This is a genomic window from Chryseobacterium lathyri (assembly GCF_030812195.1).
Taxonomy (GTDB): Bacteria; Bacteroidota; Bacteroidia; order Flavobacteriales; family Weeksellaceae; genus Chryseobacterium; species Chryseobacterium lathyri_A.
In genome coordinates this window covers 679,417-692,816 of sequence record NZ_JAUSSF010000002.1, presented here as the reverse complement: position 1 = coordinate 692,816, position 13,400 = coordinate 679,417, and the positions used below count along the sequence as shown (strand labels likewise).

General features: G+C 37.0%; 16 protein-coding genes. 12 read left to right on the top strand and 4 right to left on the bottom strand.

Annotated elements, in window-relative coordinates:
* Window positions 1-13 precede the first annotated feature (13 nt).
* From J2T03_RS13355 to J2T03_RS13325, 7 genes are all read left to right on the top strand, one after another.
* The gene (locus J2T03_RS13355; RefSeq protein WP_307211733.1) at window positions 14-664 is read left to right on the top strand and encodes a hypothetical protein; all 651 of its coding nucleotides are present in this window, start codon (window positions 14-16) and stop codon (window positions 662-664) included.
* A 127-nt stretch (window positions 665-791) separates the two neighbouring features.
* Window positions 792-2,126, top strand: coding sequence for a histidine kinase (locus tag J2T03_RS13350; RefSeq protein ID WP_307211731.1), 1,335 nt, complete (start codon window positions 792-794; stop codon window positions 2,124-2,126).
* Complete coding sequence (locus J2T03_RS13345) at window positions 2,110-2,421, top strand: 2TM domain-containing protein (RefSeq protein ID WP_307211729.1); 312 nt, start codon at window positions 2,110-2,112, stop codon at window positions 2,419-2,421. Before J2T03_RS13350 ends, J2T03_RS13345 begins: the two co-directional genes overlap by 17 nt.
* Window positions 2,422-2,485: 64 nt before the next feature.
* Entirely contained in the window at window positions 2,486-3,055 is a 570-nt protein-coding gene (locus J2T03_RS13340) for a methyltransferase family protein (protein WP_307211727.1), read from the top strand.
* A 185-nt stretch (window positions 3,056-3,240) separates the two neighbouring features.
* On the top strand, window positions 3,241-3,537 hold the full coding sequence (locus J2T03_RS13335; protein ID WP_306841037.1) for a 2TM domain-containing protein: 297 nt from the start codon (window positions 3,241-3,243) through the stop codon (window positions 3,535-3,537).
* 23 nt (window positions 3,538-3,560) lie between these two features.
* The gene (locus J2T03_RS13330; protein WP_307211724.1) at window positions 3,561-3,827 is read left to right on the top strand and encodes a 2TM domain-containing protein; all 267 of its coding nucleotides are present in this window, start codon (window positions 3,561-3,563) and stop codon (window positions 3,825-3,827) included.
* A gap of 58 nt (window positions 3,828-3,885) precedes the next feature.
* On the top strand, window positions 3,886-4,629 hold the full coding sequence (locus J2T03_RS13325) for a LytR/AlgR family response regulator transcription factor (protein ID WP_307211721.1): 744 nt from the start codon (window positions 3,886-3,888) through the stop codon (window positions 4,627-4,629).
* A gap of 146 nt (window positions 4,630-4,775) precedes the next feature.
* Here J2T03_RS13325 and J2T03_RS13320 read toward each other — a convergent pair whose 3' ends face one another.
* Window positions 4,776-5,672, bottom strand: a complete 897-nt coding sequence (locus J2T03_RS13320; protein WP_306841030.1) for a hypothetical protein — start codon at window positions 5,670-5,672, stop codon at window positions 4,776-4,778.
* A gap of 147 nt (window positions 5,673-5,819) precedes the next feature.
* On the opposite strand from J2T03_RS13320, the gene J2T03_RS13315 reads away from it, so the two are divergent.
* Both J2T03_RS13315 and J2T03_RS13310 read left to right on the top strand, forming a co-directional pair.
* Window positions 5,820-6,575, top strand: a complete 756-nt coding sequence (locus J2T03_RS13315; protein WP_307211718.1) for a glycine-rich domain-containing protein — start codon at window positions 5,820-5,822, stop codon at window positions 6,573-6,575.
* A 12-nt stretch (window positions 6,576-6,587) separates the two neighbouring features.
* Window positions 6,588-6,941 carry a hypothetical protein gene (locus J2T03_RS13310; protein WP_307211715.1) on the top strand — a complete coding sequence of 118 codons (354 nt, stop codon included), beginning with the start codon at window positions 6,588-6,590 and terminating at the stop codon, window positions 6,939-6,941.
* 74 nt (window positions 6,942-7,015) lie between these two features.
* On the opposite strand, the gene J2T03_RS13305 is transcribed toward J2T03_RS13310, so the two are convergent.
* Window positions 7,016-7,222: a hypothetical protein gene (locus J2T03_RS13305; RefSeq protein ID WP_306841026.1), complete on the bottom strand. Its 207-nt coding sequence runs from the start codon at window positions 7,220-7,222 to the stop codon at window positions 7,016-7,018.
* A 79-nt stretch (window positions 7,223-7,301) separates the two neighbouring features.
* A complete protein-coding gene (gene mnmA / locus J2T03_RS13300) occupies window positions 7,302-8,489 on the bottom strand; it encodes a tRNA 2-thiouridine(34) synthase MnmA (RefSeq protein WP_306841024.1) in 1,188 nt (395 codons plus the stop codon).
* Window positions 8,490-8,606: 117 nt separating this feature from the next.
* Here mnmA and J2T03_RS13295 point away from each other — a divergent pair, with 117 nt between their 5' ends.
* Entirely contained in the window at window positions 8,607-9,134 is a 528-nt protein-coding gene (locus tag J2T03_RS13295) for a hypothetical protein (protein WP_307211712.1), read from the top strand.
* Between the two features lie 237 nt (window positions 9,135-9,371).
* Here the strand turns inward: J2T03_RS13295 and J2T03_RS13290 are convergent, their stop codons facing one another.
* The gene (locus J2T03_RS13290; protein WP_306841022.1) at window positions 9,372-11,906 is read right to left on the bottom strand and encodes an ATP-dependent Clp protease ATP-binding subunit; all 2,535 of its coding nucleotides are present in this window, start codon (window positions 11,904-11,906) and stop codon (window positions 9,372-9,374) included.
* A gap of 152 nt (window positions 11,907-12,058) precedes the next feature.
* Here J2T03_RS13290 and J2T03_RS13285 point away from each other — a divergent pair, with 152 nt between their 5' ends.
* Window positions 12,059-12,283, top strand: coding sequence for a uroporphyrinogen decarboxylase (locus tag J2T03_RS13285; protein ID WP_111954019.1), 225 nt, complete (start codon window positions 12,059-12,061; stop codon window positions 12,281-12,283).
* The gene (locus J2T03_RS13280) at window positions 12,283-13,377 is read left to right on the top strand and encodes a glycosyltransferase (protein WP_307211709.1); all 1,095 of its coding nucleotides are present in this window, start codon (window positions 12,283-12,285) and stop codon (window positions 13,375-13,377) included. Before J2T03_RS13285 ends, J2T03_RS13280 begins: the two co-directional genes overlap by 1 nt.
* Window positions 13,378-13,400 lie beyond the last annotated feature (23 nt).

The following is a 13,400-nucleotide window of genomic DNA, read 5'->3' as shown; positions in this document are numbered from 1 at the left end:
AAAAATTGATATAATGAAAAAATACCTATTAAGCTTTGCTTTAGCTTTTATGAGCTTAACAGCTTTTGCACAGGCAGATTATGAGAAAATAATGGCTGAAAAGATTGCGAAAACAGAAACATGTAAAACACCTGAAGAGTTCCAGGCTCTGGCGAATGATTTCCAGAGGATCGGCAGCAAAGAAAGCTCAAAATGGCTTCCACCATATTATGCCGCATTCTCCCAGATTCAAAAAGGAAGGCTGATGATGAGAAACGGAAATATGCAGGAGCTGGATGAAACAGCAGCTCAGGCCGATAAATACCTGGCAAGCGCTCAAAATCTTGCAGGAGCAGATAATGCGGAGATCCATTTGTTGAGAAAAATGGCAGCTTCCCTAAGAATGATGGTCAACCCCGCTCAGCGTTATATGACAGATGGTGCTAAAGCTGCTGAGGAGCTTGGTATTGCAGAGAAGCTTGATCCTTCCAACCCAAGGATAGCGCTTATCAAGGCAGAAGACGTCTATTTTACCCCTGAACAATATGGTGGAAGTAAAAGCAAAGGACTGGAATTGTTTAAAGAAGCCATTACAAAATTTAATGCCTACAAACCTAAAACAGCCTTAGATCCGAACTGGGGCAGGGCAGAAGCTGAATATTTCATCAATATGCCGGCAAAATAATAAAGAAAATAAGACCTTCCGTGAGGAAGGTTTTTTTATTCCGTTCGGAAAGGAAAATCGGCCTTTCAGTAAAAAATAATTTTCGATACCTTTATTAAAGACTAATTTTGAGCCAAGAAAAAGGGTCATGAAACGTAAAGGATTTATAATTTTATTTTGGGTATCGTTGGCAACAGCGCTATTTTTCTTCTTGGTTTTCACAAAAGAGAGGACTTTTTACAATTTTTTGATTACGCTGCTGATCTCTACGATGTATTCTTTTTTTCTTGGATTTGGAAATGCTTTTATTAACGATTTTCTCAATAAAAAGTTTCCATGGTCAGAAACAACAAGAACGAGAGCTATTTTAAGTATTGTTTCCATTATTATCGGAAACTTTATGCTCGTATATTTTTGTAATTATATCAATTATGTCGTGATTCAGAAAGTGGCCACAGCAGAAACCTTTTTTTCTAAGGAATATGCCACAACAAACTGGTTCATGATCAATATTGCCCTTCTGATTTCTGCATTTCTTCATGCAAAAAGCTTCATGGAGGAGCTTAAGAAAACATCCAGGAAAGAAGTGGTAGAACAAAAGCTTATCGCAAAATCTGCCAATGCACAGTTTGAAAGCTTGAAAAATCAGCTGGACCCACATTTTCTATTTAATTCTTTAAATGTTTTGAGCTCCCTGATCGATGAAAATCCAGCTCAGGCACAAAAGTTTACGGCCTCAATGTCAAAGATTTACCGCTATGTGCTGGAACAGAAAGACAAAGAACTGGTAACGGTAGAAGACGAGATCGAATTCGCAAAAACCTATTGTGACCTTTTAAAAACAAGATTTGAAGACAGCGTAGACTTTATTTTTGATGTTAAAAAGGAAGATTACAGGAGGTATGTTGTACCGCTTTCACTTCAGCTTTTGCTCGAAAACTGCATCAAACACAATTTTGCGACCTCTTCAAAGCCTCTGGTCATTAAAATATTTTCGGATAATGATACCTTATGCATAGAAAATAATCTTCAGGCAAGAGAGCAGATGAAAGAAAGCGCGGGGATTGGCTTGGCTAATATTGTTCAGCGGTATGCCCTTCTTACCAAGAAGAATGTTTTCATTGAAAAATCAGAGGATTATTTTAAAGTAAAAGTTCCGATACTATCCAATAAGCCAAATAATATCAGTATAAAAGCTGGCAATGAAAACGAATCCTATGAAAAAGCCAAAAAACGCGTAAAAGATTTAAAAAGCTTCTATGGAAATCTTATTTCCTACTGCACAATCATCCCCTTTTTAATCATTTTGAACCTTATTGTTTCTCCTAAAAATCTTTGGTTCTATTTCCCAATGTTAGGATGGGGAATTGGTGTGGTTTCCCACGCATTTCAGGTTTTTGGGGTTGGAGAATCATGGAAAGAAAGGAAAATCCGGGAAATTATGGATAAACAAAAAAATAGAAATAATGGAAACCTACGATGAAAATGATATCCGGTACCAGCAGGCCAAAAGGCAGGTTGAAAGATTAAGAGGATTTTATGGGCATTTATTCTCGTATATTGCAGTAAATGCTGTGATTGTCCTTTATAATTATAGCCAGTTGGAACCCGGTGAAAGTTATTTTCAGTTCAAAAATTTCTTCACGGCAACATTTTGGGGAATTGGGCTGGTAGCTCATGCTATTGTCACTTTTTTACCCAATATCAGCTTCGTTAAGAATTGGGAAGAAAAGAAAATCAGGAAACTGATGGAGAAAAGAAGAGCTGAAAAATTCTGAAAGTGAAGTTTAAATTTACTTTTCATCTTAATCTTAATCTTAATCTTAATCTTAATCTGGAAATATGCATGTACTACAAGTTTTGTTTACGATTTCAATGGTTGCCTGGTTTCTTACGGAGATTCTTTATAAAAACATTTTGAAATCCGGCAAAGAAGACAAGAAAGACAAAGATAAATCTACACTGAATATCTTATGGATGGCTATTCCATTTTCCATTGCAGCTTCAGTGACAGTATCTTATATGACAGAATTTCCAATCACTGAAGGAGTCTGGGTTTTATATGCAGGGGAAGCATTTATTCTCCTAGGAATTATATTCAGATTTATAATTATCAGATCCTTAGGGAGATACTTTACAGTGGATGTGACTATAAAGCAAGATCATAAAATTAAAAAAGAAGGTTTCTATAAATACCTGAGACATCCGTCGTATGCATTTTCTCTTTTAACTTCTTTAGGATTAGGTCTTTATCTTAATAACTGGGCTTCATTGGTTCTGGCTTTCCTGCCGCCATTTATAGCTTTCACTTACCGTATCAAAATTGAAGAGCAGGCTCTGATAGAACAGTTCGGAGAGGAATATATAGAATACCGGAAAAAGACCAAAAAGCTCATCCCTTTTATTTACTGATCCTCCTTTTCATTAAATATAATCATCTGTAAAATCTGTAGGATGCGGGAACTTACAGCTAAGCTAACCTTTTTACGATTCAGAAAGCATATTCTACGGTTCAGTCATATAAAATTGATCGGAATTCTATTTCTGACCTATCTTTGATTCAACAAAAAACAAATTTACCTTTTAAAATAAAGATTATGGAAACATTAGGTTATACAAAAGAAACACTGGCTTATGAAAAAGCAGTAAAAAGAGTAAAAGAACTGAAAGGATTCTACGGAAATCTTACTTCATACTGTTTGGTTATTCCTTTCCTGCTCGTATTGAATTTGCTTACATCTCCAGAGCATTTATGGTTCTACTGGCCAATGTTGGGATGGGGAATCGGAATTTTAGCACATGCAGTGAACGTTTTCGGAATCGGAAAAGAATGGGAAGAAAAAAAGATCAAAGAATTGATGGATCAGGACGCGAAGAACATAAAAACATTATAATTTAACCAGAAAATTTAACGATCATGGATTACGATAGTGCATACGAAAGAGTCACCCAACTAAAGAAATTTTACAAAAGCCTTCTTTGGTTTGGGATCGTAGCCGGAATTATATTTTTTGATGATGTTTTTGAAAAAGGAAAAATTGATTTTTCTTTATTCAACGGATCTGTTATTCTGGTTATATGGGGCATTGTTTTGACTGTAAAAGCTGTAAAGCTGTTCCTTTTAGATACAGAATGGGAAGGGGATATCATAGAAAAAGAGATGAGGAAAAGCAAAAGAGCATAGAATTTTTAAACTGTATTTTTTTCTCTAATTTTATTCTTTATTAAAAAACCATAACTCAATGATAAAGACGGTCATTATCGAAGATGAAAAACCTGCTTTAAGGAAACTGGAAAGAATGCTGAGTAATTTCCCTGAAATAGAGATTATTGGTAAAATAGAATCGGTAGAAGAAGGAATTGCTTGGTTTTCTGAAAATGAACATCCGCAGCTGATCTTTTCAGATATTGTTCTTGGCGACGGCTTATCTTTCGATATTTTTGAAAAAATGCCCACCAAAGGCTTTATCATTTATACCACAGCTTTTGATCAGTATACTCTGAAAGCATTTAAGCTGAACAGCATTGATTATCTTTTAAAGCCTATTTTAGAAGAAGACCTTTTGGGAGCAGTAGAAAAATTCAAATCATTTATCCCGGCAAGCAATACTACTGGTTCTGAAGATATCAAACAGCTGATCAGGAAAGAAAAATCTACACTTTCCAGGGTTTTGGTGAAAATAGGGTATAATCTGAAAATAGTCCAGGCACAGGAAATAAGCTGCTTTTTCAGTGAAAATAAGATTGTCTACCTTCAGACCGGAGAACGCGCTTATCCGTCAGATTTCACCCTGGATGAGCTGGAAGATATTCTGGAAGAAAAGAAGTTTTTCCGGGTAAACAGGCAGTTTATCATCAATTCAGATTATATAAAAAATATCCATACATCACCGTATTACAAGGTTGATATGGAGTTTCAGCCACAGGAAGAGATCACGGTCAGCCGTGACAGGGTAAAAGATTTTAAGGAATGGCTGGTAGGGTAGATTATTAGATACTAGATTTCAGACATCAGACATCAGACATCAGGCTGGGAGTAAGGTTAAGGCCAAGACTGGAATATTTTAATTTTAAACCCAGAACCTTAAATTCTCTTTACCCTAAAATCCTCAAGCTATCAAACGAAATGTAACTACCTGTAATCTATCCTATTAGATTCGGTGTCTTCAAGTTGTTGTATAATAGATTTGGGAATTTCATCACTGTCAATCGGAAAGCTGATAGAGTCGGAAATAAATGTCTTTCGGTCTGCTTTCTGAAATATCTCGAACAGGGCTATCGGCTCTTGATTAAAACTGATACATGTACTTATAAAATGAACCTCATGGAGCTTATATTCTGGATTTTTGAGCTTTTCCTTAATATCTTTTATCCTTGAGATAAAATGTCGCTGGCGGATGAACGTATTGCTGTTCATAATAATGAATATGTAATCAGAATAGGCCGTCACTTTTCCGAAATATTTATGGTGGTCGCCGCCGCTTCTTTCGATGAAATATTCGCCGGTGGTTTCAGACTTATAGATCTCCATAGCGGACCGCCATATACGCTCTTCCCGAGCCTGAAGAGGATTCTCCGGGAGGTTTCTGTTGTAAGAATACCAGCAGCCAACCAAACGGTCCAGCAAAGCCGCATTCTGATTCACATTATTCATATCAATCCTGAGGCTATTGAAATTGAATGCTTCAGTATTGGAATTTATAAAATCAATGTAATTGGAATAGCCTAAAACCTTAACGATCTGGCTTAGTTTAGCAAGATTTGGCCTGCTTAGAACTGCATTGTTATTTTGCTGGTATTTCTTTAGTTTGTTGATAATCAGATGCTCATAGAGGTAATTGGACCCCAGGAGATCTGGGTCTTTTTTGATTTCTTTTTCAGAATAATCACCGATGATCAGGTCATTAAGCTCTGCGCTGATGTATGACCATTCGGTTTTCGTCACATCTGCCCAATGATTTTTCTTTAAAAAATGCAGGCTTAAAAAATTCATTAATTTCTCAAGATGTAGTATATCTTCCTTTTTCATCAGCTTTAGTCTTAAATATTAATATACAAGATAAATTCCAATTTATAAGACTAATATAAGATTTTTATACGTTTAAATAAGATTTTTGAAAGACTTTTATATTCTAAAATCAAATGATATTTGAGTAGAAAAACAAAAGTTAACACAATGAAAACAACAATCTTATTAAAAGACGAAATCCTTTGGAACAGGATCCAGGGTTTTTCATTAGATGCTTCAGATGCTGATTTTCCTTTTTCAAAAAAACTGGCCAAAGAAGAACGATGGACATTAGATTTTACTCAAAAAGCCATTCAGGAGTATAAAAAATTTGTTTATCTCTGCTGTATCCTTCCTGATGGAGCCTCTCCAAGCGAAACGGTAGACAAAGTATGGCACATGCATTTAATTTATACTCAAAATTACTGGGAAGATTTTTGCCCGAATATTTTAAAGAGAAAACTCCATCATCATCCTTCTAAAGGAGGTTCTAATGAAAATACAAAACACAGGAACTGGTTTTCAGATACCTTGAAAAGCTATCAGGAGATTTTTCATCAGGAAGCTCCTAGGGATATCTGGCATGAAAAAGAAAAAAGCGGGGTCAGGACAATCTGGCTGAGGAGGTTAAGAATTATCCCTTTATTGATTGCCCTTTTTATGCTGTCGTCCTGTCTGGGAGAAGTTATAGGGACATTAACATTGGTTGCATTACCGATCATTGGCTTTTTTATTTTCTTTCATATTGTCGGTGCATTTCAGGCTAGCAGCGAAAATGTTGTCGTTAAAAAGAAAGATGACAAAAGCATAGACGGAAGTGGTGATGGAGGCGGCTCCAGCTGTAACGGCGATGGAGGGGGAAGTGGGTGTAGCAGTGGCTGCGGAGGAGGTTGTGGTGGTTGCGGAGGAGGATGTGGCGGTTAAAAAAAAGGAACTATGAAAAAGATAATCATTCACTTAATACCGGTATTCATAAGTATTACAGGACTGGCGTTATATTGCCATACATTCAATCCCATTATTGTAAGAGGACCGGAATTTTTAAAATTCTATTTTACCCTGACCATAGGGTTTTATCTCTCTGTTTACTGTTTAAAATTCTTCAGAGAGAATCTTTCTAAGATCACTTTTTACTTCATGATCTTTATTTTTCTCCTGGGTGTTATCAAATTAATCAAAGGAGTGATTTTAGAACGTCCGGTAGGAATTTTATTCAGTATTCTGGTAGCGGAAATTATTGTCAATATGATTTTTATATCAACTGAATTCAAGGATAAAATTAAGTATTAAAAATTAACAGACCAATAAAAAAGAAAACCCGAAACAATAAATGCTTCGGGATTTATAAGTATCATTAAGATAATTTAATTGTCTTGTTCTTCCTTTGTCGGTTTGTAGCCGTATTTGCGTACCATCACATAAGTGATCACTGCAAGAATAAGAGTGGCAGCAATATTTGAAGCTTCCGTATGTACAATCATCTGATAAAGATTATACCCAAAAACGGCACTTACAACAGGGATTAAAAGTAGATTGACAAAAGCATACTGATTTTTTGAAGTCGTTTTCATAGTGATATTTTTTATTGTTATTTACTGAGTAAGTCTAACAATCCAAAATTCGTTACAGAAAATTTTCAATTTTTTTTCTTTAGGCAATAACACCGCTTCCAATAAGCTCCTCACCAATATACCAGGCTGCAAACTGGCCTTCTGCAATCGCTGACTGAGGCACTTCAAATTCAATATAAGCTGCATTTTCAAACTGATAAAGAGCCGCTTTCTGTAAAGACTGCCTGTACCTGAATCTTGCCATTACTTCCATAGATTCTCCATTTTCAAGCCTCATATCCTCACGAACCCAATGCAGTTCCGAATTGTTAATTTTTAATGCTTTTTTGTGCAGTCCCGGAGAACTGTGACCTTCTCCCACAAAAATAATATTGTTTTCCATGTCTCTGGAGATGATAAAACAGCTCTCTTTATGCCCGCCGATACCAAGCCCCCGGCTTTGCCCGATCGTGAAAAATTGAGCACCTTGATGCTTTCCGATTACTTTTCCGTCGGACTTTTTATAATTGATTTTCCTGGATAGAAATTCCAGCTCTTCTTCCTTCGAAGAAAATTGAGGTTTTTCTACCGAAAACAAAGGGGAATCCTTGAAGATTTCTACGATTTCTCCTTCTTTAGGAACCAGCTGCTGCTGTAAAAACTGGGGAAGACTTACCTTTCCGATAAAGCATAATCCCTGGGAATCTTTTTTGTCAGCAGTTACAAGACCGATCTCTTTGGCAATTTCCCTTACCTGAGGCTTGGTAAGCTCTCCAATAGGGAACAGCGCTTTTGACAGCTGATCCTGGCTCAGCTGACAAAGGAAATAGGACTGGTCTTTATTATTATCCTTTCCGGCTAAAAGATGGAAGATTTCCTTTCCGTTTTCATCAAAAGTGGAATTCACCTGTGCGTAATGCCCTGTAGCCACTTTATCAGCGCCTAAAGACATTGCCGTCTTCATGAAAACATCAAATTTGACTTCCCTGTTGCAGAGAACATCCGGGTTCGGGGTTCTTCCTTTCTGGTATTCATCAAACATATAGTCAACGATACGCTCTTTGTAAAGCTCGCTCATATCGATCACCTGAAAAGGAATCCCCAGCTTCTGGGCAACCATCAGGGCATCATTACTGTCTTCAATCCACGGACATTCATCCTCCAGCGTTACTGAAGCATCATTCCAGTTTCTCATAAACAAAGCCACAACTTCATGACCTTGCTGCTGCAGCAAATACGCTGTAACACTGGAGTCTACACCTCCAGACAATCCTACTACTACTTTCATTTTATTTCAATTTTACGGAACTCTTAACGGGAGCCCTTAGTTTGACCCGGCAAAAATACAATTAAAAAGATTCGCAAAAAAACCATAATTTTAAACATTGATAAAAACGATATTAATATGAAAAAATTTATTATTCCCATAATGCTGATGGTTTCAGGATCTATATTTTCCCAGATTACCACCAGCACACCCGTCGCAGAAACCAACCGCTGGACCTTCGGTGGAGGAATAGGGCTGGGATTTGGCAGCAACAGTTCATTTTATCTTCAGGCTTCTCCCAGAATAGGTTACAGAATTACTGATGATCTTGAAGGCGGAGTAGTGGGGAGTGTTTCCTGGCAGACTTCTGATTATTATAAATCCACGATGTTCGGAGTAGGGCCTTTTGCCAATTATTACTTTGCCAGATCATTTTATGTCGGAGCCAATCTTCAACATTATTTCATCAATTATAAAGACAAATTTTACGACTACAAAGTGAATGAGCAGGAAACAGCCCTATATCTTGGTGGCGGTTATATGCAGAGAATAGGAGGGAACTCTTTTATGCAGCTTGGAGTAATGTATAATGTGTTGTGGAAAGAGAATTCGAGTGTTTTCTCTAGCGGTCTTGTCCCAAGTATAGGCTTCGTAGTAGGACTTTAATCTTTGTTTTATAAGCATTGTTTTTACAATATTTTCTAATCACAGACTTCACGGATTTGCACAAAGTACTTAAAGAGCATACATTTCGATAGCCATTAGGCAGGATCTGTGCAAATCCGTGAAATCTGTGGTTAAAATAAAGAGGGCGTCACGAATTATTAATAGAAAAGGCTTTAGCCAAACATATAAAAAAAGCACCGGATTTTCCGGTGCTTTCAATATAATAATGTTAATCAATTACGATTGAGAAGATTTTTCAGTCGTTTTTTTTGCTTTAGGAGCCTTTCCGATTAATGCATCTTTTGTATCATTAAGATCCAGGATCACTGTTTCTCCTTCAGATAATTGCTTGTTTACCAGCATTTCTGCTAATAAATCTTCAATATATTTCTGGATAGCACGTTTCAAAGGTCTTGCTCCAAAGTCTTTATCCCATCCTTTTTCAGAGATAAAGTCTTTCGCTTCTTCAGTTAACTCAACTTTATAGCCTAATTTTTCAAGTCGGCCATATAATTTGTTCAGTTCGATATCAATAATTCTTTTAATATCATCCTGTACAAGAGAGTTGAAGATCACAATGTCATCAATTCTGTTTAAGAATTCCGGAGCAAATGCTTTCTTAAGTGCATTTTCAATCGTACTTCTTGCTCTTGAATCTGTACTTGTTTTCTTGGCTGAAGTTCCGAATCCTACACCGTCTCCGAAATCTTTAAGATCCCTTGTTCCGATGTTTGAAGTAAGGATAATGATCGTATTTCTAAAGTCGATTTTTCTTCCTAAACTGTCTGTAACATGACCTTCATCCAGAATCTGTAAGAGAATATTGAACACATCAGGGTGGGCTTTTTCAATCTCATCCAGAAGAACCACAGCATAAGGCTTTCTTCTCACGGCTTCAGTCAGCTGTCCGCCCTCTTCATATCCAACGTATCCCGGAGGCGCACCAACCAATCTTGAAACCGCAAATTTTTCCATGTATTCACTCATGTCGATTCGGATCAGTGATTCATCAGATTCGAAAAGCTCTCTTGCCATTACTTTGGCAAGCTCGGTTTTACCAACCCCGGTGGTACCAAGGAAAATAAAAGTACCGATAGGGCGGTTCGGATCTTTAAGGCCGGCTCTGTTTCTCTGAATTGCTTTCACAACCTTCTTCACGGCATCTTCCTGACCGATTACTTTTCCGTTCAGCTTTTCATCCATCTGAGCTAATTTGTCAAGCTCATTTTTACCGACTTTCGTTACCGGAACACCACTCATCATAGAAACCACTTCTGCTACATTTTCTTCCGTTACGGTTTCTTTTTTCTCCTTTACATCTTTATCCCATTTCTCCTGAGCTGCATTCAGCTCCATCTGAAGGCGCTCCTCTTCATCTTTAAGCTTTCTGGCCTCAAGATAATCCTGGGCTTTCACTGCTTTCTGCTTCATTTCTTTGATATCCTCGATTTTCTTCTCGAAATCAATAATTTCGGTAGGAACTTTCATGTTTTTGATATAAACACGTGAACCTGCTTCGTCCATAGCATCAATAGCTTTATCCGGTAAGAAACGGTCTGTAATATATCTTGATGTCAAATTGACACACGCCAGAATTGCTTCAGGAGTATACACTACATTATGGTGCTCTTCGTATTTATCTTTGATCTGATTCAGAATCTGAATGGTCTCATCAATGGAAGTAGGCTCTACCATTACTTTCTGGAATCTTCTCTCCAATGCGCCGTCTTTCTCTATGTACTGACGGTACTCATCGAGAGTTGTAGCCCCGATGCATTGAATTTCGCCCCTTGCCAAAGCCGGTTTAAACATATTGGATGCATCTAAACTTCCTGTGGAGCTTCCCGCACCAACAATAGTGTGAAGCTCATCAATGAATAGGATCACATCTCTGTTCTTTTCCAGCTCAGTCATAATGGCCTTCATTCTTTCTTCAAATTGACCACGGTATTTTGTTCCGGCCACTAAACTTGCCAGATCCAAAGTGATCACACGCTTTCCGTAAAGTACCCTGGAGACTTTTTTCTGTTGAATTCTTAAAGCTAGCCCTTCCGCAATCGCTGATTTACCAACTCCTGGTTCCCCGATAAGAAGCGGGTTGTTTTTCTTTCTACGCGATAAGATCTGAGAAACTCGTTCAATTTCTTTTTCACGGCCGATTACCGGGTCTAGTTTTCCATCTCTAGCCAAAGAAGTTAAGTCCCTGCCGAAGTTATCCAGTGTAGGAGTTTTGCTTTTTGCAGAGCCTAAATTTCCTGAAGGCTTTCTCATTTGCTCAAATTCCTCTCTGTCATCATCATCATCATAAGCACTCATTTGCGGTGCCTGTCCGGAATTTTTAAGCATCGTCTGGTATTCTCTTGAAACTCCTTCATAGTCGATGTCATAAGCTCCCAGAATATTTGAAGTAGGGTCCTCATATTTGTAAAGAATGCCTAAAAGCAGATGAACGGTATTAATTTCATTGCTTTTATATTGCCTGCATTCCAGCTCAGCACGTTTGATCGCATGATCTGCCATCTTAGTGAAAGAAATATTAGTAACCTCCTCAGAAATAGGATTAAGACTTGCTGTATTTAGAGTTTCAATTTTTCTTCTGATTTGTGTTAAATCCGCATTAAGGTTTTGAAGGATTTCTTTTGCAGAGTTTTCTGTTTTTATAATACCTAAAAGTAGATGTTCTGTATTAAGAAATTCACTTTTGAGCCTTTTCGCTTCGCTCTTGCTTTGTTTGAACACTTGGCTCAAACCTTGTGAAAACTTATAATCCATAATATATCTCATTAGAATAATGGCAGCGGTGCCATTTATTCATTATCTAAATTACAAATATTTTACCAAAAATCAATTAATGACTTTATGGCAGAAAAAATTTTATTATCTTATTGAAAATGATTAAGTTTGTTATCCTTTAAAAATTCCCCATGAATCCCGAAATTACTACATATATTGGTTATTCTGCATCCATTTTTATAGTACTGAGCTTTATATTAAAAGATGTAAGAAAAATCAGAATAGTCAATATGATAGGCTGTATCTGCTTTGTCATTTATGGTATCTTCAATGGAATGCTTTGGCCGGTTATTATCCCAAATGGGCTGATCTGCTTTATTCAGGTTTATCATTTACTGGCCGGAAATAAAAAGTAATGAAGAAAAAAGTAATTACTTCTGCCTTCAGTAATCTGTATACAGATCAGCGAATAGAAAAGGTGTGCAGGACCTTATGTGAGAACGGTTACCAGATAGAATTGATAGGGAATGACTGGAATGGAGCGGAACAAATGGAGCGGCCTTATCCGTTTTCAAGGATACATTTATCTTCCACAAGTTTAAAAACAGCTTACTTCGAATTTAACTGGAAACTGTATCATCAATTAAAGAAAAAAGCCGATCATAGTACGATTCTTTATGCCAACGATGTTGATGCGCTGCTGTCAAATTATCTTATTGCTAAAAAATTAAATATCCCATTGGTTTTTGACAGCCATGAAATTTTTTCAGAAATGCCTGCAATTCAGGGCAAAATGTCACAAAAAATCTGGAGATATCTGGAAAAGAAAGTCATTCCTAAACTTAATTTTATGATTACGGCCAGTGAAAGCTATGCCAAATGGTTTCAAAAAAAGTACGGGGCAGATCCGGTAGTCATCCAAAATGCGCCCAAACGACAGGACTTTGTCATAAAAATTCCTGAAAATAACCCTAAAATATTTTTATATCAGGGATCCATTAATCCCTTTCGGGGTATTGATAAGGCTATTCTGGCGATGCATCATCTTGATGGTGTGGTTTTTAAAATAGCAGGTGACGGACCGAGAAAGAAAGAATATGAAGATCTCGTCAGTAAAGAAAAACTTGAACATAAAGTCCAGTTTTTAGGAAAATTAAAACCGGAAGACCTGAGAAAAATAACGGTAACGGCTGATGTAGGGATGAGTATCGAAGAAAATGGAGGCGAAAGTTACTTTTATTCACTTCCGAACAAGGTTTTAGACTGTATTCAAGCCCGCGTTCCATTAGTGCTGGCGGATCTCCCCGAAATGCAGAATATTAAAAAGCAGTTTGATGTAGGAGAAATTATTAAAGACCATCAGCCAGAAAATATTGCCGCTGCAGTAAGAAAAATCCTTCATAAAGGAAGAGGAAGCTATCAGGATGAGCTTGAAAAGGCTTCTAAGGTATTTTGCTGGGAAAATGAAGAGATAAAACTGTTGAAAGTTTTTGAAAAAGCATCAAAATAAATAATCTTTATAAAAAATGGTAT